General features: G+C 74.1%; 17 protein-coding genes and 1 pseudogene. 5 read left to right on the forward strand and 13 right to left on the reverse strand.

The window, feature by feature from the left end:
* Positions 1-4: 4 nt before the first annotated feature.
* Genes cobA through cobC form a run of 3 tightly spaced genes read right to left on the reverse strand, consistent with a single transcriptional unit; the run spans position 5 to position 3,475 of the window.
* Positions 5-1,237: a uroporphyrinogen-III C-methyltransferase gene (gene cobA / locus ACFY29_RS16400; RefSeq protein WP_386986914.1), complete on the reverse strand. Its 1,233-nt coding sequence runs from the start codon at positions 1,235-1,237 to the stop codon at positions 5-7.
* Between the two features lie 46 nt (positions 1,238-1,283).
* The gene (gene cobT / locus ACFY29_RS16405) at positions 1,284-2,378 is read right to left on the reverse strand and encodes a nicotinate-nucleotide--dimethylbenzimidazole phosphoribosyltransferase (protein ID WP_386986917.1); all 1,095 of its coding nucleotides are present in this window, start codon (positions 2,376-2,378) and stop codon (positions 1,284-1,286) included.
* Entirely contained in the window at positions 2,378-3,475 is a 1,098-nt protein-coding gene (cobC, locus tag ACFY29_RS16410) for an Rv2231c family pyridoxal phosphate-dependent protein CobC (RefSeq protein WP_386986919.1), read from the reverse strand. The genes cobT and cobC overlap by 1 nt, the downstream gene beginning before the upstream one ends.
* A gap of 121 nt (positions 3,476-3,596) precedes the next feature.
* On the opposite strand from cobC, the gene ACFY29_RS16415 reads away from it, so the two are divergent.
* A complete protein-coding gene (locus ACFY29_RS16415) occupies positions 3,597-5,729 on the forward strand; it encodes a transglycosylase domain-containing protein (RefSeq protein WP_386986922.1) in 2,133 nt (710 codons plus the stop codon).
* Between the two features lie 15 nt (positions 5,730-5,744).
* Here ACFY29_RS16415 and ACFY29_RS16420 read toward each other — a convergent pair whose 3' ends face one another.
* A complete protein-coding gene (locus ACFY29_RS16420; RefSeq protein ID WP_328419565.1) occupies positions 5,745-6,314 on the reverse strand; it encodes a GNAT family protein in 570 nt (189 codons plus the stop codon).
* Positions 6,311-7,714 (reverse strand): cobyrinate a,c-diamide synthase, encoded by a 1,404-nt coding sequence (locus tag ACFY29_RS16425; protein WP_386986925.1) that lies wholly within the window; start codon positions 7,712-7,714, stop codon positions 6,311-6,313. Before ACFY29_RS16425 ends, ACFY29_RS16420 begins: the two co-directional genes overlap by 4 nt.
* A gap of 173 nt (positions 7,715-7,887) precedes the next feature.
* Between ACFY29_RS16425 and ACFY29_RS16430 the strand changes: the two genes are divergently transcribed.
* Complete coding sequence (locus tag ACFY29_RS16430; RefSeq protein WP_386986928.1) at positions 7,888-8,715, forward strand: SURF1 family protein; 828 nt, start codon at positions 7,888-7,890, stop codon at positions 8,713-8,715.
* Between the two features lie 7 nt (positions 8,716-8,722).
* Here the strand turns inward: ACFY29_RS16430 and ACFY29_RS16435 are convergent, their stop codons facing one another.
* The 5 genes from ACFY29_RS16435 to ACFY29_RS16455 all read right to left on the reverse strand — a co-directional run bounded on the left by ACFY29_RS16435 (position 8,723) and on the right by ACFY29_RS16455 (position 13,973).
* Positions 8,723-10,315: an ATP-dependent DNA ligase gene (locus ACFY29_RS16435; RefSeq protein ID WP_386986931.1), complete on the reverse strand. Its 1,593-nt coding sequence runs from the start codon at positions 10,313-10,315 to the stop codon at positions 8,723-8,725.
* Between the two features lie 84 nt (positions 10,316-10,399).
* Positions 10,400-10,606 (reverse strand): hypothetical protein, encoded by a 207-nt coding sequence (locus tag ACFY29_RS16440; RefSeq protein WP_030333429.1) that lies wholly within the window; start codon positions 10,604-10,606, stop codon positions 10,400-10,402.
* Positions 10,607-10,683: 77 nt separating this feature from the next.
* Positions 10,684-12,036 carry a dipeptidase gene (locus tag ACFY29_RS16445; RefSeq protein WP_386988434.1) on the reverse strand — a complete coding sequence of 451 codons (1,353 nt, stop codon included), beginning with the start codon at positions 12,034-12,036 and terminating at the stop codon, positions 10,684-10,686.
* 36 nt (positions 12,037-12,072) lie between these two features.
* Entirely contained in the window at positions 12,073-13,218 is a 1,146-nt protein-coding gene (locus tag ACFY29_RS16450; protein ID WP_386986935.1) for a M48 family metallopeptidase, read from the reverse strand.
* A gap of 77 nt (positions 13,219-13,295) precedes the next feature.
* Entirely contained in the window at positions 13,296-13,973 is a 678-nt protein-coding gene (locus ACFY29_RS16455; protein WP_386988437.1) for a uridine kinase, read from the reverse strand.
* A gap of 569 nt (positions 13,974-14,542) precedes the next feature.
* Between ACFY29_RS16455 and ACFY29_RS16460 the strand changes: the two genes are divergently transcribed.
* The gene (locus ACFY29_RS16460) at positions 14,543-14,944 is read left to right on the forward strand and encodes a rhodanese-like domain-containing protein (protein ID WP_328426043.1); all 402 of its coding nucleotides are present in this window, start codon (positions 14,543-14,545) and stop codon (positions 14,942-14,944) included.
* A 141-nt stretch (positions 14,945-15,085) separates the two neighbouring features.
* On the opposite strand, the gene ACFY29_RS16465 is transcribed toward ACFY29_RS16460, so the two are convergent.
* The 3 genes and pseudogenes from ACFY29_RS16465 to ACFY29_RS16475 all read right to left on the reverse strand — a co-directional run bounded on the left by ACFY29_RS16465 (position 15,086) and on the right by ACFY29_RS16475 (position 18,920).
* Positions 15,086-16,627 (reverse strand): cobyric acid synthase, encoded by a 1,542-nt coding sequence (locus ACFY29_RS16465; protein WP_386986938.1) that lies wholly within the window; start codon positions 16,625-16,627, stop codon positions 15,086-15,088.
* A gap of 176 nt (positions 16,628-16,803) precedes the next feature.
* Positions 16,804-17,778, reverse strand: a pseudogene (locus ACFY29_RS16470) (cobalamin biosynthesis protein); the annotation flags it as partial.
* A gap of 380 nt (positions 17,779-18,158) precedes the next feature.
* Positions 18,159-18,920: a single-stranded DNA-binding protein gene (locus tag ACFY29_RS16475; RefSeq protein ID WP_386986941.1), complete on the reverse strand. Its 762-nt coding sequence runs from the start codon at positions 18,918-18,920 to the stop codon at positions 18,159-18,161.
* Between the two features lie 302 nt (positions 18,921-19,222).
* Here ACFY29_RS16475 and ACFY29_RS16480 point away from each other — a divergent pair, with 302 nt between their 5' ends.
* Positions 19,223-19,663 (forward strand): HPF/RaiA family ribosome-associated protein, encoded by a 441-nt coding sequence (locus ACFY29_RS16480; protein ID WP_355610130.1) that lies wholly within the window; start codon positions 19,223-19,225, stop codon positions 19,661-19,663.
* 140 nt (positions 19,664-19,803) lie between these two features.
* Complete coding sequence (locus tag ACFY29_RS16485) at positions 19,804-20,925, forward strand: alpha/beta hydrolase (protein WP_386986945.1); 1,122 nt, start codon at positions 19,804-19,806, stop codon at positions 20,923-20,925.
* The last annotated feature ends 42 nt before the right edge of the window (positions 20,926-20,967 follow it).

The raw sequence follows: 20,967 nt of genomic DNA on the forward strand, positions 1-20,967 counted from the left end.
GTCGTCAGACGTCCAGCGCGTGCACCACGTCGCCCACCACGACGACCGCGGGCGGGCGCAGATCGGCCGCCAGCACGTCGGCGGCCACCGCGCCGAGGGTGGACCGCAGCGCCCGCTGGGCGCCCGTGGTGGCTTCCTGGACGACGGCGGCCGGTGTCTGCGGCGACCGGCCGTGCGCGATCAGGGTCGCCGTGATGGCGCCGAGGTTCTTCAACCCCATCAGGATCACCAGGGTGCCGCGCAGCCCGGCGAGCGCCTCCCAGCGCACCAGCGAGGCCGGCGAGTCGGGCGCTAGGTGCCCGGAGACCACGGTGAACTCGTGCGCCACCGCCCGGTGGGTGACCGGGATGCCGGCCGCAGCCGGGGCGGCGATCGAGCTGGTGACCCCGGGGACCACGGTCACCGGAACACCGGCCGCCGTGCACGCCAGCAGTTCCTCGCCGCCCCGGCCGAAGACGTACGGGTCACCGCCCTTGAGCCGGACCACCAGCGCGCCGGCCAGGGCCCGGTCCACCAGGATCCGGTTGATCTCCTCCTGGGCGCGGGACGGGCCGTAGGGGATCTTCGAGGCGTCCACCAGCTCCACGTCGGGGCGCAGCTCGTCCAGGAGCAGCCCGGGCACCAGTCGGTCGGCGACCACCACATCCGCCTCGGTGAGCAGCCGCCGGCCCCGCACGGTGATCAGCTCCGGGTCACCCGGCCCCGCCCCGACCAGAGCCACCCGCCCGCCGACTGCCGCAGCAAGAGACCCCTGCTCCACCGCAGGCGTCGACAGGGCGCCCTTGCTCGCACCGAGGAGGTCGCGGATGGCGTCGCGGACGGTCATCGCGCGGCGCGGGTCGCCGCCGCCGAGCACCGCGACGGTGACCGGCCCGTGCCGGGTCACCGCTGGCGTCCAGGCCGTGGCGGCGGTGCGGTCGTCGGCCCGCACGCAGAAGATCCGCCGCTCGGCGGCGGCGACGCTCACCGACTCCGCCGCGAGCGGGTCGTCGATCGCCACCTGGACCAGCCACGCCCCGTCCAGGTCGTGGGGCGCGAACCGGCGCGGCAGCCAGCGCAGCCGGCCCGCGTCCGCCCGCGCACGAAGCGCCGGGGTCAGCTCCGGTGCCACCAGCAGCACGTCCGCGCCGGCGTCCAGCAACGCCGGCACCCGTCGGGTGGCGACCGCACCACCGCCCACCACGACCACCCGCCGCCCGTCCAGCCGCAGGCCGAGAGGGTACGGGTTGGTGCTCACGTCGCGGCCGCGCTGTCGCGCCGGATGGCTCGCCCGCTGCGCTCGCTCACTTCTCGGCCACGCCGGCCGAGTCGAAGGTGGCCACCTCGTGCAGCACCCGGACCGCGCCGGTGACCACCGGCAGCGCCAGCAGCGCGCCGGTGCCCTCACCGAGGCGCAGGCCCAGGTCGATCAGCGGGTCGAGGCCGAGGTGGCGCAGCGCCACCGTCGCGCCCGGCTCGGTCGAGCGGTGGCCGGCGACCATGGCGCCGACCGCGTCCGGGGCGAACGCCGCGGCGGCGAGCGCGGCGGAGACTGCGATCACGCCGTCCAGCAGCACCGGCGTGCGGCGGGCCGCGGCGCCCAGGATCAGCCCGGCCAGCGCGGCGTGCTCCAGCCCGCCGACGGCGGCCAGCACGCCCAGCGGGTCGGCCGGGTCGGGGGCGTGCCGGGCCAGCGCGGCCCGCACCACCGCCACCTTGCGGGCGTACGTCGGGTCGTCGACCCCGGTGCCCCGGCCGGTGGCGTCGAGCGGGTCGGCACCGGTGAACGCGGCGATCAGCGTGGCGGCCGGGGTGGTGTTGCCGATGCCCATGTCCCCGGTGAGCAGGACGCCGGCCCCGGCGTCGATCAGCTCGTCGGCGATCCGGATGCCGGTCTGCACCGCCGCCCGCGCCTCGTCCCGGGTGAGCGCGGCGGTCACCGCGAGGTCCCGGGTGCCCCGGCGCACGGTCGCGCTGACGAACCGGGGCACGGACGGGTCGAGGATGGCCGGGCCGGACGCCTCAGCGGCGGGCTGGGCGGGTAGCGGGGTGGCCACGCCGACGTCGACCACGGTGACCGAGGCACCGGCCTGCCGGGCGAACGCGTTGACCACGGCCCCGCCGGCCAGGAAGTTGCCGATCATCTGCCCGGTGACCTCCTGCGGCCACGGGGTCACCCCCTGAGCGTGCACTCCGTGGTCACCGGCGAAGATCGCCACCGCGGCCGGCTCGGGCACCGGCGGCGGGCAGGCCGCGGCGAGGCCAGCGAGGCGTACCGACAGGTCCTCCAGCGCGCCCAGCGACCCCGCCGGCTTGGTCAGCCGGCCGTGCAGCTCGCGGGCGTCGGCCATGGCCGACTCGTCCAGCGGCCGGATCGCCGCGATCGTGGTCTCCAGCATCATGCCTCCATGGTCTCGCGCAGCACCGCGACGAACGCGTCGGTGGTGGATCGGTCGCGCACGGCCACCCGCAGCCAGTCTGGGCCGAGGCCGGGGAAGGTGTCGCCCCGGCGTACCGCCCAACCCCGATCGCGCAGAGCCTCCCGGACCCGGGTCGCGCCCGGCAAATGCAGCAGTACGAACGCGCTGGCCGGGCGGCCGGCGACGCGTACCCCGGGCAGGTCGGCCAGGCGGGCGACCAGGTGGTCGCGGTCGGCGGCGAGCTCGGCGGCGATCACGCGTTCGGCCTGGACCGCGACGGGGGTGGCGCAGGCCGACGCGGCGGCCAGCGCGGGGGTGGAGACGGCCCAGAGCGGCTGGACGGCGGCCAGCCGGGACAGCAGGTCCGGTGCGCCGAGCAGGTAGCCGATCCGCAGGCCGGCCAGGCCCCAGGTCTTGGTGAGGCTGCGCAGTACGAGCAGCCCGGGCAGATCACGCCGCTCGGCCAGCGACTCCGGCTCGCCGGGCCGCCCGGGGACGGCGGTGGTGTCGGCGAACGCCTCGTCGACCACCAGTACCCGGCCCGGGCGGGCCAGCGCGGCCAGGGTCCGCGCCGGGTGCAGCACCGAGGTGGGGTTCGTCGGGTTGCCGATCATCACCAGCTCGGAATCGGCGGGCACCCGGTCCGGGTCGAGCCGGAAGTCCTCGGCGGGGTCCAGCAACACCCGCTCGACCCGGTGGCCGGCGGCCCGCAGCGCCGCCTCCGGCTCGGTGAACTGAGGATGCACCACCACCGGGCGGCGGATGCCGCGCAGCGCCTGGGCGATCAGCACGAACCCCTCGGCAGCGCCGGCGGTGAGCAGTACCTCGTCCGGGTGACGCCGGTGCCGGGCGGCGACCGCGGCGCGGGCCGGCGCCGGGTCCGGATAGCGGGCCAGGTCGGTGAGGGTGGCGGCGATCGGGCCGGCCAACCAGTCCGGCAGCGGTGCCCGGCGGACGTTGACGGCGAGGTCGACCAGACCGGCGCTCGCCTCCGTGTCGCCGTGGTGCGCCAGGTCCGGCTCGGGGGCGGCCCCGGCCCCGGCGGCCGGTGCCAGCACGCTCGGCTGATCACACATGTCCGCGATCCTGCCGGGAAGGCGGCCGGTGGGACAGCCGATCTCGACGTAAGCCGCATCACCACCCGATGGTTTATGAGTTCTTCTCATGTTCGAATCGGAAATGTCATAACTTGGCCATGTGAGCAACCGACCCCTTGCTGCCGCTGGTCGACTCGTTCCTCTACTCCGCGCCGGGCTGATCGCCGGCATCGTGATCGCCGCCGCCGCGTACCCGCTGGTCGCCCTCACCGGGCTCGGCGCGAAGGCCACCGCGCACGCCGTGGAGCACAAGACCAAGCTGCTGACCACCGCCCTGCCCGCCGAGACCTCGTACCTCTACGCCCCGGACGGCAAGACCGTGCTGACCATGTTCTACGAGGAGTACCGGCAGTACACCAAGCTGTCGGACATGTCGCCGAACATCCAGCAGGCGATCGTCGCGGCCGAGGACTCCCGCTTCTACCAGCACCACGGCGTCGACCCGAAGGGCGTGGCCCGAGCCTTCGTCTCCAACGCCCGCTCCAACGGGGTCTCGCAGGGCGCCTCGACGCTGACCATGCAGTACGTCCGGATGGCCCTGCGGGACAGCGCGACCACGCCCAAGGAGGTCCAGGAAGCCACCCAGCAGACCAGCCTGCGCAAGGTCAAGGAGATGCGGATGGCGCTGGACCTGGAGAAGGAGATGAGCAAGGAACAGATCATGGAGCGCTACCTGAACTCGGCGTACTTCGGGCACCGGGCGTACGGCATCTACGCGGCCAGCGAGATCTTCTTCTCCAAGACCCCCAAGGACCTCACCCCGGTCGAGGCGGCCACCCTGGCCGGGCTGGTCAAGTCGCCGTCGGAGTACGACCCGGCCGACTCCGACCAGAAGGAGGCCACCGGGCGGCGCAACTACGTGCTGGACCGGATGAGCCAACTCGGCTACCTCTCCCCCGACTCGGTCACCGCCGCGAAGTCCGAGCCGATCCGGCTGAAGCTGACCAACCCGCCGAACGACTGCGCGGCGGTGCCGGACAAGTACAACAGCTGGGGCTTCGCCTGCGACTACCTGAAGAACTGGTGGAGTGCGCAGCCCGCGTTCGGGGAGAACCGGCTGGAACGGATGGACAAGCTGCGCCGGGGCGGCTACCGGATCGTGCTCAGCATCGACCCGAAGATCCAGGAGGCGGCCGAGAAGAACGTCGGCGCCAAGGAGGGCACCGGCAGCCCGTTCGCCAACGGCATCGTGGTCGCCGAGCCGGGCACCGGGCGGGTGAAGGCGATGGCGGTGAACCGGACGTACTCGCTGGACCTCAGCGAGAACCCACAGAGCTCCAACCCCGAGGCCGGGCCGAAGGTGAAGGCCAACTACCCGAACACGGTGGCGCCACTGCTCGGCGGCGGCGACCTGCCGGGCTACCAGGCCGGATCGACGTTCAAGATGTTCCCGATGCTGGCCGCCCTGGACTCCGGGATGACGCTCTCCACCTCGTTCAACGCGCCGTACCGGTACAAGTCAGCGGTCTACGACGGCTGGGCGCCGTCCAACGCCAGCGGCGCCATGACCGGGCAGCAGACCATGTGGTCCGGCTTCGGCAAGTCGGTCAACACGTACTTCGTGTGGCTGGAGGAGAGGGTCGGCGCGGACCGGGCGGTGCGGCTGGCCGAACAACTCGGGTTGCGCTGGCGCACCGACGTCGACCGGGAACAGGCGTCCCCGACGAAGGTGAAGAAGTGGGGCGCGTTCACGCTGGGCGTCTCCGACGCCACCCCACTGGAGATGGCGAACGCCTACGCCGCCGTCGCGGCCGACGGCCGCTACTGCGAGGCGATCCCGGTGTCGGCGATCATGAACCGGGATGGCACGCCGGCCACGTCCGTCACCCCCGGCGGCCTCCACCGTGAGGTGGCCAAGCCGCGCTGCCGGCAGGTGGTCAGCGCGGACGCCGCCCGGGCGGCCACCGACGCCGCCCGCTGCCCGACCGGGGACACCCCGGCGCGCGGAGGCTGCGGCGGCTGGTCCACCGCCGACAGCGTCCGGGGTACGGTCGGCCGCCCGGTGGCCGGTAAGACCGGTACCACCGACAGCACGCGGTCCGCCTGGTTCGTCGCCTACACCCCGGAGTTGGCCGCGGCCAGCTTCATCTCCGACCCGGACAACCCGTTCAACGCGGTGGGTGACGGGCAGTCCCAGATCCCGATCGCGGCGGTCGCGGAAACCCTGCGCGACGGCCTGAAGGGCCAACCCACCCGCCAGTTCACCCCACCGTCGGACGCCATCGTCGGGTGACCGGCCCAGGGAGGGTCAGCGCAGGTCGGCCGCCACGAACGACCACAGCTCAAGATCGACCCGGCCGCCGCGGACGAAACCAGCGTTGCGCAGCAACCCTTCATAGCTGAAGCCGGCCTTCTCGGCGACCCGGCGGGAGGCCAGGTTGCCGGGAGCCACCCGCAGCTCGACCCGCTGGAAGTCGTGCTCCAGGATCAACGCGATGGCCACCGCATCCACCGCCTCGGCGGCCAGGCCGAAGCCGCGCGCGTGCGGGGCCATCGCGTAGGAGACCTCGGTGAGCCGTGCGCCCCAGTCGGTGCGCCGCGTCCACAGCGAGCCCACCACCTGGTCATCCTCACGACGCAGCACCGCGTAGTGGTCCCCCTCGCCACTGTCGCGGCGCTGCCGGGCCAGATCGGTGCACCAGGCGTGCCCGTCGATCGGGCCGGAGTCGTCGGCCAGCGGCAGCCAGCGCCGGGTCAGCTTGTCGGCGAAGATCTCCCCGGCCGCCGACGCATCCGCAGCGGTGAGCCGCCGCACCTCGGTGCGCGGGGTGGAGACGGTCAACGCCGGGAAGCGGCGCACCGCCACCTGACCGATCACGCCGGCACCCCGCCGGGCTGCGCGGGCACGCCCTCGGTCGCCGGGTCGGTCGCCGCCGCGGCGACCAGCCGGGCGGCGGTCGCCGGGTGGGCGGCCCAGTGCAGGGTGAGCTGGGAGGCGTGCACGTTGCGCCAGACGAAGCCCTCCGGCGCGCCACCGTCCCAGCTCCACGCCGGCCGCTGACCGGCACGCGGGGTGAGCACCGCGCGATGCTCCTTGTGCCCGACCAGGATCGTGCCGGTCGCGGCGACCACGCTGTCGGTCTGAGCGGTCGCCTGCCGGTAGCCAGCCACCAGGCCGTCCCGGCTGACACCGACCGCGTCCAGCACCCCGCACATCGGCAGCCCGTCCATCTCCCGGGCCAGCCAGAGCAGACCGGCGCCCTCGGCGACCACCGGACGCCCGGTACGCGCCAACTCGGCCACGGCGATGCAGAGCCGCCGGTTGGCCGACAACTGCTCGGCGTACGCCTCGGGCAGCCCGCCGCCGACGACCAGCGCACGGGTGCCGGCCGGCAGCGCCTCGTCGCGCAGCGGATCGATCGTGACCACCTCGGCGCCGGCGGCCCGCAGCAGCTCGGCGGTCTCCGGGTGGCTGAAGCTGCCGCCCGGCCCACCGGCCAGCGCCACCAGCGGGCGGTCCGCCAGGACCGGCACCGAACCGAGCGCCTCCTCCGGTGACCATGCCTCGGCGGGCAGCGGCGGGGCGGAGCGGGCCAGACCGAGCAGCCGTTCCAGGTCGACCGTGGCGGCGACCGCCTCGCCCAGCCGGCGGACCGCGCGGGCGGCATCGGCGGACCCGTCGACGACCGGCGCCACACCGTGCCGACGCGACGGCAGCACCGCGGGCAGGTCCTGCCTGCGCAGCGCGCCGTAGACCGGCACGCCCACGTCGTCCAGCGCCTCGCGCAGCATGCCCTCGTGCCGCGAGGACGCCACCCGGTTGAGGATCACCCCGCCGAGCCAGAGCTGCTCGTCGTACGAGCGGAAACCGTGCACCAAGGCGGCAACCGACTGCCCCATCGCGGCCACGTCGACCACCAACACCACCGGGCTGCGCAGCGCGGCGGCCGCGGCGGCCGTGGACTCCTGCTCCGGGCGGCCACCGACCGAGTCGTACAGCCCCATGCTGCCCTGCACCACGGCGAGCCCGGCGCCCGCGGCGCCGTGCGCGACCAGCGGGGCGAGCCGGTCGACGCCGACCAACCGGGGATCGATCACCCGACCGGGCCGACCGGCGGCGAGGCCGAGATAGGCGGCGTCGACGTGGTCCGGGCCGAGCTTGAACCCAGCGACGTCGACACCCCGCTCGGCCAGGGCGGCGAGCAGCCCGATCGCCAGCGCGTTCTTGCCGTGCCCAGAGGACGGCGCGCTGAGCACCAGACGCGGCACGACGGTCATCATCGACTCCTCGCGGGGGCGGCGGGTTCGCGCGACGGCCGACCGGGGGGCCGGTCCGTCCGCGTGACGATACCCGCCCGGCCCGACGCGCGAGCACCGCCAACCGGGGCCGGCTCGACCGTTCCGACCCGGCCGAGGTCAGTGGCCCCGGTCATACGGGTAGCCTCGGTGCCGTGTACCGGTTCCTGCTGAGCCCACGTTGGCTGGGCGCGTTCGCGCTGACCCTGGTCGCCGCAGCGGTCATGGTGCTGCTCGGCAACTGGCAGATGGACCGCTACCAAGGGCGCACCGAGATCAACGAGCGGATCGACGCCGGCCTGCGGATGGCCCCGGTGCCGCTGACCGACGCGCTGCGCGCCCCCACCGGCGGTGCGGGAACGGCCGGCCCGGCCCCCGCCGAGGACAGGGTCTGGACCCGGATCACCGCCACCGGCCGGTACGACCCGACGAACACCGTCCTGGTCCGCGGCCGGACGGTGGACAGCCGGGTCGGCTTCGAGGTGCTCACCCCGCTGGTGCTCGCCGACGGCACCGCGCTGCTCGTGGACCGTGGTTGGATCCCGCCGGCACCGGGTGGGGCGACCGCCCAGCCGCAGGTGCCCGCCGCACCGACCGGCGACGTGACGGTGGTCGGCCGGGTGCACGAGACCGAGAGCGGCGCTGGCGCCGTCGACCGGCGCGACGGTCGGCTGGAGACCCGACGGGTCGGCGTGACGCGGCTGGCCCGCGAGCTGCCCTACCCGGTGTACGGCGGTTACGTGCTGCTGGACGAGCAGACCCCGGCCGCCGACCCCATGTTCAAGGCGGTGCCGGTCGGGCACGCCAACAACTGGCAGAACCTCGGCTACGTCGTGCAGTGGTGGCTCTTCGCCGTGATGTCCCTGTTCGGTTACGGCTGGGTGGCCCGCCGGGAGGCCCGCCGCGCCGCCGGCATCACCCCGGCCCCGCTGGACCGGGCCGCCGAGCCGACGCCGACGCCGACGCCGAGCCCTTCCGCCTGAGCGCCGGTCAGCCGGTGGCCCGGCCGGCGTGGATGGCGCGGACGGCGTCGATGGTGTCCGCCTCGGCGGCGGACTTGTCGTCGCGATACCGCACCACCCGGGCGAACCGGAGCGCCATGCCGCCCGGATAGCGCGAACTCGTCTGCACCCCGTCGAAGGCGATCTCCACCACCTGCTCGGGACGGACCCGGACCACCCAGTCGCCGCGCTCGACGGCGAGGTCGAGGAAGCGTTCGGTCTGCCAGCGCAGCAGCTCGTCGGTGAGCCCCTTGAATGTCTTGCCGAGCATCACGAAGTCACCGGTACGCGGGTCGCGGGCGCCGAGGTGCAGGTTGGACAGCCAGCCCTGCCGTCGGCCGTTGCCCCACTCCACGGCGAGCACCACCAGGTCGAGGGTGTGCCGGGGCTTGACCTTGACCCAGGCCGCGCCGCGCCGGCCGGCGTCGTACGGGGCGTCCGGCGCCTTGACCACGACGCCCTCCTGGCCGGCGTCGAGGGCGGCGGCGAACGCGGCCCCGGCCTGCTCCGGACCGTCGACCTCCATACGGCCGACCAGCAGCGACGCGTCGACCGCGCCGGCGAGCGCGGCCCACCGCTCCCGGCCGGGCAGGTCGATCAGATCGTCACCGTCGAGGTGCAGCAGGTCGAAGAAGTATGGAGTCAGCACGGCCTGGCCGGTGCTGGCGGCGGCCGCGAGCACCGCCGGAGCGACCGGTGTGCGCCCGGTGGTGCTGGGCGTGGTGCGCCGGGCGGCCCGGCTGGAGGTCTGCTGGAACGGCAGCGGGCGGCCGGTCTCGTCCAGGCCGATCGCCTCGCCGTCGAGCACCAACTCCCGACCGGGCAGGGCACGGACGGCGGCGACCACCTCGGGCACCCGGGAGGTGATCTCGTCGAGGCTGCGGGTGAAGACGGCGATGTCGCTGCCGGAGCGGTGCACCTGGATGCGGATGCCGTCGAGCTTCACGTCGACCACGGCCGGCGTGCCGGTCGCGGCCAACGCCTCGTCGACCGAGGGGGCACTCTGGGCGAGCATCGGTGCCAGCGGCCGGCCGACCCGCAGGCCGAACCCGGCCAGCTCGGCGGCGCCCCCGGCCAGCGCGGCCACGGCCACCGCGCGCAGGTCACCGGCGAGCAGCAGGGCCCGACGGACCACCGCGACCGGCACCTCGGCGGCTCGGGCCACCGCGTCGGCGAGCAGCCCGGCCTGGGCGCCCTGGCGCAGCTCGCCGCTGAACAGATTGGTGAGCAGCCGTTGCTCATCGGCGGTCGCCGCCGCGAAGAGGGCGCCGAGCAGCGCCCGGCGCCGGGCCTGCGAGCCCGCGCCCTGCACGGCGGCGATCTGCTCGATGGCCGCGTCGACGGCGGCCACGGTCAACGTCGGCTCGGCGGCCGGCGGTGGCAGGTCACGCAGGCTCGCGTAGCCCACCCCGGTCTGTCGCTGGCGCAGCTCACCGGCGAGATAGCCGGCGCCGGGCTCCACCTCGGCCGGATCGAGCCGGCGCAGCGCGTCGGCGAGCAGCTCCACCTTGGCCCGCCGGCCGCTGGTGGCGCCCACGGCGGCGGAGGTGGCCGCCAGGTCGATGAACCGCACGGACCTCATCCTGCCAGCCACCTCCGACACCGCCCGGGCATTGCCGTGCCCGGGCGGTGTCGGCAGGGTGCCGCCACCCTGCTGGGTGGCGGATCAGGCGGAGACGGGTTCCTCGATGCGCAGCCCCCGGGCGCGGACCTCGCCGGCGACCCGGGAGAGCACCGAGTCGAGGGCGACCAGGGCGGCGGAGAGCTCACCGAGCTGTTCGTTGAGCGTGTCCTCGGACCACGCGGAGACGTCGACGTCCCCCAGCGCGCTGACGGCGGCCCCCAACCGGGCCATCACCTCGTTCGTACTCATGTTCGAAAGGCTATAACAGCCCCGCGCCCGACACACCGCAAACTCCCAGATCAGACCGGAAGTTACGGTTCCGACACCTAGCTCCCGTTCGTGCCCGCCGCGGCCACCTTGCCCAGCAGCAGCGCCTCGGCGAGGCAGACCCGGGCGAATTCTCCGAGGTGCAGGCTCTCGTTCGGCCCGTGCGCGCGGGCGTGCGGGTCCTCCACACCGGTCACCAGGATCGCGGCCTTCGGGAACATCTCCTGGAAGGTGGCGATGAACGGGATCGAGCCGCCGACGCCCATGTCCACCGGATCGGTGCCGTCCCAGGCGGTCCGGAACGCCGAGCGGGCGGCGTCGAACATGGGCCCGGAAGCGTCGATCACGCACGGGTCGCCGTCGTGCTCGAAGCTGACCGTCACCTGGGCACCCCACGGCGCGTGCTTCTCCAGGTGTGCGCGCACCGCCGCGTACGCCCGCTTGGGTTCGTCGCCCGGAGCGAGCCGGATGCTCAGCTTCGCCTTTGCCGACGGGACCAGGGCGTTCGGCGCCTCGCCGGTCGACGGCGCGTCGATGCCGAGCACCGCCAGCGCGGGCTTGGTCCAGAGCCGGTCGGTGATCCGGCCGGTGCCGATGAACTGCACGCCCTCGGCCAGCCCGGCCTCGGCCCGAACCCGGTCCTCGGGGTAGTCGACGACGGCGCCCTCGCGGCCCACCAGCCCGTCCACCGCCACGTCACCAGCGTCGTCGTGCAGGGTGGCCAGCAGCCGGACCAGCGCGGTGAGCGCATCCGGGACGGCACCGCCGAACATGCCGCTGTGCACCGCGTGGTCGAGCGTGCGGACCTCGACGAAGCAGTTGACGATGCCGCGCAGCGAGGTGGTCAACGCCGGTACGCCGATGTCCCAGTTGCCGGAGTCGGCGATCACGATGACGTCCGAGGCGATCTCGTCGCGGTGCTCGGCCAGCAGCCGCTCCAGCGAGTCGGAGCCGTACTCCTCCTCGCCCTCGATGAAGAGCACCACGCCGACCGGGAGTGCGTCCCCGTACGCGCGCAGCGCCGCGATGTGCGCCATGATGCCGGCCTTGTCGTCGGCCGCCCCCCGCCCGTAGAGCCGGCCGTCCCGCTCCACCGGCTCGAACGGGTCGGACTCCCACAGCGACCGGTCGCCGACCGGCTGCACGTCGTGGTGGGCGTAGAGCAGCACGGTGGGCGCGCCGGGCGGGGCGGCCCGACGGCCGATCACCGCGGGCTGCCCGCCGGAACGCACGATGTTGACGTCCAGGCCACAGCCGCGCAGCAGCTCGGCGACCGCCTCGGCGGAGCGCTCCACGTGCGAGTGGTCGAAGCCCTCGAAGGCGATGCCGGGGATACGGACGAGGCGTTCCAGGTCGGCCCGGACACCGGGCATCTCCCGCTCGACGGCGGCCCGCACCTCGGACTCGGACATGATCGGTGTGGTCATGACCGGCATCGTATGCCGGCCTTACCCCGACGTGCCGGCCGAGCCCGTACCCTCACCGCCACCCGGCGAGCCGGCACCCGCCGGAGCGCCCGGCGCGGCCCGACCGGCGCGCTGCGCGCGGCCGGCGGCCTCGGTGGCGGCATCCATCCAGGAGCGGGCCCGACCGGCGGTGTCGCCCACCCACTCGCCGACGTCGCTGGCGCCGTCACCGAGGCGACGCAGCAACCCGACCAGCGGGTCGGTGGACCGGCTGAACTCCTCCCGGTACGACTCGGCAGCCGCCTTGATCTCCTCCGAGACGCTGGTCGAGCCGTCGTCGTCGCGGCGCGGGTAGTCCCCGGCCAGCACCCGCCCGTACGCCCCGGAGTCGATCCACTGCCGCAACTGGGCGGCCCGTGCCACCGGCGCCGGATGGGTGCTCCAGGCCGTCATCCGGATCTTGTGCAGGCTGTCCCGCAGGTCGCCGCCACCGGAGTATTCGGCGGCTTGTTCCAGGAAGGCGGTGGTGTCGATCTGGGACAGGTCACCGCCGCCGGCGAGCTTCATCAGCAGCCGCAGCGCGGCGGCCGGGTCCTGCCCGGCGAGCAGACCGGCCCGGTCGGCGGACAGCTCCGCCTTGCGCCACCACTCCAGCATCGCCGCGATGATCGCCCGCAGCGCGAACGCGCCGACCGGCAACCAGCTCAGGTTGGCCGCCCACCGGGTGAGGATCATCAGCATCGTCTTGTAGACCGCGTGCCCGCTGCCGACGTGCCCCAACTCGTGGCCGAGCAGGCAGCGCAGCTCGTCCTCGTCGAACTGCTGGACGCAGGCGGAGTTGAGCACGATGAACGGCCGGTCCAGGCCGACCGCCTCGGCCCCCAGCCAGGGCGACTGGGTCACGTACAGCTCGGGCAGCTCCGCCACGTCGAGCGCCGCGGCGGCCTCCGTGTAGCGCTGCCACACCGCCGGGTACTGCCGGTGGTCGACCCGGATGCCGGAGGCCAGCACGGAGAGCCGGAAGCCGCGTTCGTTCCACATGCCGAAGAACGCCCGCAGCACGTCGTCGAACCCTCGCAGCTCCCGCAACGCGACCAGAGCGCCGCGGTCGGCCGGATGCTCCCAGGCCCGGGAGCTGATGCCGGTCAGGGTGATCCGACGCCGTGCGGGCGTGTCCGTTGCCGACATGTGGCTCCCCGTTCGCCGTACCCGACCTTTCCCGTATCGTGCCCCAGCCGGTGGCCGGCGTCCATGCCCCGCTCGGGTCAACGGGTGCGCACGTAGTACCGCTCAGCGTCGTGCGGCAGGGTCGGCGCACCGTCGACCACCAGGTCGACCCGGGTGACCGTGTCGTCGGCCTCGAAGTGTGCCCGCTCCCCGGCGTGCCAGCGGCGCAGCTCGGGCAGGATCTCCGGCCCGTCCCGGGCGACCGCGCGAGCCAGCCGCAACGGCGCGGGCGCGGTCACGAAGACGGCCAGGGTCAGCTCCGGCCGGACGAGGGCGCGCGCGGCGCTGACCCCTTCCAGGACCAGCACCGGCGCGGCCGGCACCGGGATCGGGTGGGGCAGGAAGCAGCGCCGGACCCAGCTGTAGCGCCGGTAGGCACCGGGCCTCCCGGCGCGCAGCGGGGCCAGCACCTCCTCGTCCAGGCGCGGCCAGAAGGTGAGCTGGTCGTCCCAGCCGTCCAGCAGGTCGTCGGTGTGCACCACCGGCGGCCGATCACCGCCGGCCAGCACCGCCAGGGCGTCCGCGAGGTGCGCGGCGAACCGGCTCTTGCCCGCGCCGCTCGGCCCGTCGACCGCCACCAACCGGGTCCGCCCCAACCGCGCCGGGCCCGCGAGCACCCGGCGGGCCAACTCGGCGTACGCCTCGACGACCACCACGGTCGACCTGCCGGTCAAGTGGCCGGGTGCCTCCTCGACGTCCTCGGCCCCATCGGCCATTCCCTCGACGTCCCCGGCCCCGTCGGCCAATCCCCCGACGACGTCCTCGGCCTCGTCGGCCAATCCCTCGACATCCGCGGCCCGATCGGCCATTCCTCCGACGTCCCCGGCCTCATCGGCCAATCCCCCGACGTCCCCGGCCCCATCGGCCATTCCTCCGACGTCCCCGGCCTCGTGGCCTGGTGCCGGCCGGCCGGTTTCGGAGGTCAGCGCGGCCTCGCGTGTTCCGGCCGCCTCAGGGCGGGATGGTGGATGCCGTCGACGAGCGGGCCTCGGCTGGCGAGTTCGTACACGACCGAAGTATGCCGCCGCCGCCGCAGGTCAGGGTGATCGACTCCAGATCGCTGACATCGCGGTATCCGCCGTGAGGGATACCGCGATGTCGGGGAAACCGAGTCGATCACACGGAATCAGCGGCCAGCGTGGGCCGGCCTGACACGTCCGGCTGACGGCCATGGCCGGGCACCGTCACGTCCGGGGGAATTGGGGCGGCGACGGGTGACGCCGCGACCGTTCGCCGCCCGGGGTGGCACCCGAATCGGCATGATCGGGTGGTGCTCCGAGACGTGATGAGCCCCGGCATCGACGCCCTGCTCGAACAGGCCCGCGCCGGGCTGCACCGACTGACTCCGCAGCAGACCGTCGAGGCGGTCCGCGGCGGCGCGCTGCTGGTCGACACCCGTACCGAGATGCAGCGCCGCGAGCAGGGCGACCTGCCCGGGGCGGTCGTCATCGACCGGACGGTGCTGGAGTGGCGGCTCGATCCGGCCAGCGCCTGGCGCATCCCGGAGGCCACCGCCTACGACCGGGAGATCGTGCTGGTGTGCCGGCAGGGTTACAGCTCCAGCCTGGCCGCCGCCAGCCTGCAGACCCTCGGGCTGCGCCGGGCCACCGACATGATCGGTGGCGTCGACGCGTGGCTCGCCGCCGGCCTTCCCACCACTGACCGCCCGGCCGACATCCGCCACTGACGTTGCTGTCGCCGTCGGCGACCCTCCAGACCGCCCAACCAGCAGGCCGAGGCACGCCCGGCCCGGTCAGGCCAAGGCACGCCCGGCCCGGTCAGGCCAAGGCACGCCCGGCCCGGTCAGGCCAAGGCACTCCCGGCCCGGTCAGGCCGGTGGCGGCCCGGGTGGGATGAAGGGGAGGCCGGGGGGTGGCCCGGTCTCGATGAGGCGCCAGAGGGCGTCGGTGTCCAGGTACTCCTCAACCAGGTCACCGAGCAGGTCGAGCGAGCGTTCCCGGGCGGCGGCGAAACTGCTGTCCGGAGCGACCCGGAATCCGGTGCGTCCGGCCAGCCGGGCCGCCTCGGTGAGGAATCGGCGGCGGAACCCGTCGGATTCGAACGTGCCGTGCCAGTGCGTGCCGTGCAGGGCGCCGAGCACCGCACCCTCGCCGGTGCCGTCAGCCACAGTCAGTAGCGGGGTCAGGGCGGGGTCGGCGTGGGAGACGTACCCGTGGTGGATCTCGTAGCCGCGCACCGGCAGGTCGTCGCCGGCGGTGCCCACCGACTGCCGGACGGTCTTGCGCGGGTCGAAGGTGATCTCGATGGGCAGCAGGCCGAGGCCCGGGACGCTGCCCTGGCGACTCTCCACCGTGTCGTGGATCGCCCGGCCGAGCATCTGGAAGCCACCGCAGATGCCGAGCAGCGGCTTACCGGCCGCCGCATGGGTGGCGATCGCGTCGGCGAGGCCGGTCTCGCGGAGCCAGGCGAGGTCCGCCACGGTCGACTTGGAGCCGGGCAGGACGACAAGGTCGGCGGCGGCCAGTTCGGCCGGTTCGACGGTGAGGCGTACCCGGACGCCCGGCTCGGTGGCCAGCGCCTCCACATCGGTGGCGTTGCTGATCCGGGGCAGCCGGACGACGGCAACGTCCAGCCACTCGGTGCCGTGCGGGGCGGCCGGTCGACCGAGCACCCGCCCGTAGGCGAGCGAATCCTCGGCGTCGAGCCACAGGTCGAGCGCCCAGGGCAGCACCCCGTACGTGGGGCGGCCGGTCACCTGCCGCAGCATGTCCAGCCCCGGCTGGAGCAGGCCGAGGTCACCCCGGAACTTGTTGATCACGAAGCCGGCGATCAGCGCCTGGTCGGCAGGATCGAGCAGGGCCACGGTGCCGAACATCGAGGCGAACACGCCGCCCCGGTCGATGTCGCCGACCACGATGGTGGGCAGGTTGGCGTGCCGGGCCAGCCCCATGTTGACGTAGTCACCGGCCCGCAGGTTGATCTCCGCGGGGCTGCCGGCACCCTCACAGATCACCACGTCGTACGCGGCACGCAACTCGGCCAGCGCCGCGTACGCGGTCTCCGCCAGCCGGGGACGCAGCTGCCGGAAGGTGCCGGCCGTGATCGTGTCGACCGCCTCGCCGAGCAGCACCACCTGGCTGGCCAGGTCGCTGCCCGGCTTGAGCAGCACTGGGTTGAACCGCAGGTCCGGGGCGAGCCCGCAGGCGGCGGCCTGCATGGCCTGGGCCCGGCCGATCTCGCCGCCGCGCCCGTCCGGCCCGACCACCACCGCCGAGTTGTTCGACATGTTCTGTGCCTTGAACGGCGCCACCTTCACGCCCTGCCGGTGCAGCCAGCGGCAGATGCCGGCGGTGAGGACGCTCTTGCCGGCGTCGGAGGTGGTGCCGGCGACCAGCAGCCCGCCGCTCACCGCCCGCTCCCCCGCCTCGCCGCGACGGCTCGCCAACCGCCCGGCCGCGCACCGGCACCGCCCGATCCGTGCCCACCAATGGCGGCGAACAGCCCGCGCCCACCGCCGCCGCCCGAGCCACGCCGGCCAACGCCGTCAACCGGCCCGCGCCGGCCAAGGGCGTCAACCGGCCCGCGCCGGCCAAGGGCGGCAACCAGGCCGCGTCGACCGATGGCGCCGGCCAGGCGCCCAACGGTCAGCGGGTACGCGGCGGCCAGCCCGAGGGCGGCCAGGCCGACGGCGCCGGAGATCTGGGCGGCCCGCTTCAGGTGGCGCGCCTCGGGGCGGGGGCCGTCACCCAGGAACGGGCGCACCTCGGAGCGTCCGAAGTAGACGTTGCGGCCGCCGAGGCGGACGCCGAGAGCGCCGGCCATCGCCGCCTCGCACTGACCGGCATTGGGGCTCGGGTGATCGTTGCGGTCACGCTGCCACACGCGCCAGGCCTGCTCCCGGTTGCCGTTCGCGACCGGCGAGACGGCGATGGTGAGCAGCCCGGTCAGCCGGGACGGCACCAGGTTGAGCACGTCGTCCAGGCGAGCTGCCGGGGTGCCGAACCGGGCGTAGCGCGCCGACCGGTGCCCGACCATCGCGTCGAGGGTGTTCGCCGCGCGGTAGCCCAGCAGCCCGGGCAGGCCGGCAACCGCACCCCAGACCAGCGGGGCGACCACCGCGTCGGAGGTGTTCTCCGCCACCGACTCGACGGTGGCCCGGGCCAGCTCCGACTCACCGAGGGTCGACGGGTCCCGGCCGCAGAGGTTACCGAGGCGTCCCCGGGCGGCGGGCAGGTCGCCGTCACGCAGCGTCTGCCCCATGACGGTGGCCTCCTGTCGCAGCGTGCGACCGCCCAGCACGGTCCAGGTGCCGGCAGCGACGAGCACTGCCCGGGTGACCGGCCGATTCCGGGTGGCTGCCGCGGCGATCGCACCGAGCAGCACCGGCCCGCCCACCGCCAGCGCGGTGAACGCCGCACCGGCCGTCCGGTCCGGCCGGTAGAGGCGACGCTCCAGCGCACCGGCGGCCTGCCCGAAGCCGGCCACCGGGTGCCACCGGCGTGGGTCGCCAAGCAGCCTGTCCAGCGCGTACCCGGCCAGCAGCCCCACCGCGTTCGCCACCGGCGCTGTCCGTCGCACGCGCACCACCTCCGGCCGGCCAGCCTAGACGAGCACCCCGTGAACCAACCCGGCCCGCCGCATTCCACGAGCCCATCGGCAGGCGCGCCCCAATGCGGGCCGCCGCGCCCACGAGCCGGCCCAGCACGCCCGTGAACCGCCCCGGCCGACGCGGACGAGGCCCCACCCGTGCGGTCACGCGGGGTGACGACGCCGGTCGCGTCGCCACCCCGCCCCCGTCGTGACGTGCCTGCGGAGCACCAGCCCACCGATGCGGCTCTCTCGCACCGGTGGAACCGCCATCCCGGCCACCGTCCGAGACAGCCGGGATGGACCCCGTCCCAGCCGCCGTCAGCGGCAGGCTGGGACGGTCGGGCCGAAGGTCACGCCGGCTGCGGGACCCGCCCTCGGCCACGCCGCCCCCGACCAGACGGCGCGGGCTCCACCTCGTCCGGCACCGGGCCCAACTCGTCATCCCGCTCGTCGTCCAGGTCGTCGTCGTCCGTTCTGGGCGGGAGGGCCAGTTCGTCGTCGTCGGCCCCGCTCTGCCCGCCGCCGCCGACGGGAGCGCCGTGGTCGACCGGGCCGGCATCGGCGAACGGGCTGGTGTCGGCGAACGGGCTGGAGTGCGGCGTGCCGAAGTCGGACAGCTCGAAGTCGTCGTCCAGCGGACGGTCGTCAGGCAGGACGGGCGCCTGCCCGGCCGGTACCGGCTCGGTGGGCTCGCCGTGCACGCGGCTCTCCGCGTCCGCGTCCTCGACAGTGCTGGTGGTCGTGCTCGGCCGGTTGCGCAGGAACCGCGCCCGGCCCCGGGACAGGTCGTGGCCGACGGCGACCGCCTCCAGCTCGTACAGCGTGCGGTGGTTACCGGCGTCATCGGTCCAGTCGCGGGTGTAGAGCCGGCCGCAGACCACCACCGGGTCACCGACCATCACCGAGGCAGCCACCCCTTCGGCGAGCTTGCGCCAGCAGTTGACGCGGACCCGCAGCGAGTTGCCGTCGACCCAGCGGCCGGTGTCCCGGTCGAGCCGGCGGGCGGTGGAGGCGACCTTGAAGTTGGCCACCAGGGTGTTGCTCTGGGTGGTACGCCGCCACTCGGGCGTTGTCAGAATATTGCCGACAATTGTTACGTAGGTGTCGAACATCGTCCCTCCAGGGGATCGGGGGCCTGCCAGCGCGAGTCGACTCGGCACGAGCCTGAGTGGTCTGGACCGCCGTCGCCAGCACCCCACCCCGGCCTGTGGATGACGAAGCCACCTGTGGACAACGCCCTGATCACGGCCCGGTGTGGTACGGCCAACCCACTCGGGCGGCGGACGGCGGTTCCGGGTCCGGCCGAACTGGGTATGGACTTGATCAAGGCACCACCGACAGCTCCACGTCGACGAGAGGTCAGCGCCATGATGATCACCACCATCGGCTCCGCAACCGCTTCCGAGGCGCGGCGATGAGCGCCGTGGCGAACCCGGCCACCGTGGCGGAATGCCTGCGGGTTGGCACCGGGTTCTCGCAGGGCGACCGCACCTGGATCGCCGAGCAGTTCGCCACCCTCGACGCCCGGCTGGCCAGCTTCCACGCCGACGCCACCGAGCTGGAGGTGTCGGTGAAGGACCGGGAGGTCCGGGGGCAGAAGGTCACGCTGGAGTGCTGGGTCGCCGGCCGCCAGAAGATCGTCACCACCTCCGCCGAGGAGGACCTGCACGCCGCGCTCAACGACGTCCGTGACGACCTGCGCCGGCGACTCAACGACGCCAAGACCCGGCAGGAGCCCCGGCACAACAAGCACCTGCGCGACGTCAGCCAGCCGCAGGGCCAGGTCGACCCAACCGAGGAGCCGGAGGCCCTACCGGCCGCCGACCCGAGCCGCGCCGACGCGGAAACGGCCTAACCTCGCCCCTCTCCGCCCCGCGATCTTGCACCTCTCGCGCCTTCCGCGCGGAGGCAACAAGTGCAAGATCGCGGGGCGGAGAGGTGCACGCGGGGGCGCGGGGCTACCGCTCGGTAGGTTGCCGGCGTAGCGTCGCAAACGTGGAACCGGACGTGTTGGGGCCGCCGTACGAGCGGCAGACGATCGACCTGGGCACCGACGACGAGGGACCGGTCGTCGCGACCCTGGTCCGGCGGCGGGCCGAGCGCCCCACCGGGCGGGCCGTGCTCTATGTGCACGGCTTCGTCGACTACTTCTTCCAGACCCACCTGGCCGACTTCTTCGCCGAGCGGGGCTGGGACTTCTACGCCCTGGACCTGCGCAAGTACGGTCGCAGCCTGCTCCCGCACCAGACCCCGAACTTCTGCCAGGACATCAGCGACTACTTCCCCGAGCTGGACGCCGCCGCCGAGATCATCCGCAAGGACGACGGGCACGACACCCTGCTGGCGATGGGCCACTCCACCGGCGGCCTGATCATCTCGCTCTGGGCGGACGCCCGCCGCGACGCCGGCACCGTCGACGGCCTGGTGCTCAACAGCCCCTTCTTCGACCTGAACGCCCCCTGGGCGGTGCGCCGACCCCTCGCGGCCGCCGCCTCCCGGCTGGGCCGCAGGGCGCCGCACCGCATCCTGCCGCTCGGGCTGGGCAAGGTGTACGGCGAGAGTCTCCACGCCGACCACCGCGGCGAGTGGACCTATGACCTGGCGTGGAAGCCGCTGGGCGGGTTCCCGGTCCGGGCCGGCTGGCTGAACGCGATCCGCACCGGCCAACGCCGACTGCGCGCCGGGCTGGACATCCAGGTGCCGGTGCTGATGGCCTGCTCGACCCGCTCGTTCCGGGGCACCAAATGGCACGACAACGCGACCCTGGCCGACGCCGTGCTGGATGTCGAGCACATGGTCCGGTACGCGCCCCGCCTCGGCCGCCACGTCACCCTGGCCCGCTTCGACGGCGGGCTGCACGACCTCACGCTCTCCGGCCCCGCCGTACGCCGAAAGGTCTTCGACGAGGTCGGCCGGTGGGCCGAAGCGTTCCTCGCCGCAGGCCCCACCGCCCCGGCAGGCCCGGCTGACACCGTCTTGACCGACGGTGCTTCGCCCGGCGCCGCCCCAACGGACACCGCCTCGCCCGACACCACGTCGACCAGGGACGGAGCCTTGCTGCCGGAAACTCGGCGTCCGGCGTCCGATCAGGCAGGTGCGGCGACGGCCGTCGGCTGACCCAGCCGGGCAACGGCTCGCTGGCGGCGGCCTCATCCGCCG

Source organism: Micromonospora sp. NPDC000668 (assembly GCF_042897975.1).
Taxonomy (GTDB): domain Bacteria; phylum Actinomycetota; class Actinomycetes; order Mycobacteriales; family Micromonosporaceae; genus Micromonospora.

Coding starts and splice junctions, on each gene's coding strand:
- cobT (WP_386986917.1), bottom strand. CDS start 2,378: ATGCTGGAGACCACGATCGCGGCGATCCGGCCGCTGGACGAGTCGGCC.
- cobC (WP_386986919.1), bottom strand. CDS start 3,475: ATGTGTGATCAGCCGAGCGTGCTGGCACCGGCCGCCGGGGCCGGGGCC.
- ACFY29_RS16425 (WP_386986925.1), bottom strand. CDS start 7,714: ATGACCGTCGTGCCGCGTCTGGTGCTCAGCGCGCCGTCCTCTGGGCAC.
- ACFY29_RS16435 (WP_386986931.1), bottom strand. CDS start 10,315: ATGAGGTCCGTGCGGTTCATCGACCTGGCGGCCACCTCCGCCGCCGTG.
- ACFY29_RS16440 (WP_030333429.1), bottom strand. CDS start 10,606: ATGAGTACGAACGAGGTGATGGCCCGGTTGGGGGCCGCCGTCAGCGCG.
- ACFY29_RS16445 (WP_386988434.1), bottom strand. CDS start 12,036: ATGTCCGAGTCCGAGGTGCGGGCCGCCGTCGAGCGGGAGATGCCCGGT.
- ACFY29_RS16450 (WP_386986935.1), bottom strand. CDS start 13,218: ATGTCGGCAACGGACACGCCCGCACGGCGTCGGATCACCCTGACCGGC.
- ACFY29_RS16455 (WP_386988437.1), bottom strand. CDS start 13,973: ATGGCCGATGGGGCCGAGGACGTCGAGGAGGCACCCGGCCACTTGACC.
- ACFY29_RS16460 (WP_328426043.1), top strand. CDS start 14,543: ATGAGCCCCGGCATCGACGCCCTGCTCGAACAGGCCCGCGCCGGGCTG.
- ACFY29_RS16475 (WP_386986941.1), bottom strand. CDS start 18,920: ATGTTCGACACCTACGTAACAATTGTCGGCAATATTCTGACAACGCCC.
- ACFY29_RS16480 (WP_355610130.1), top strand. CDS start 19,223: ATGAGCGCCGTGGCGAACCCGGCCACCGTGGCGGAATGCCTGCGGGTT.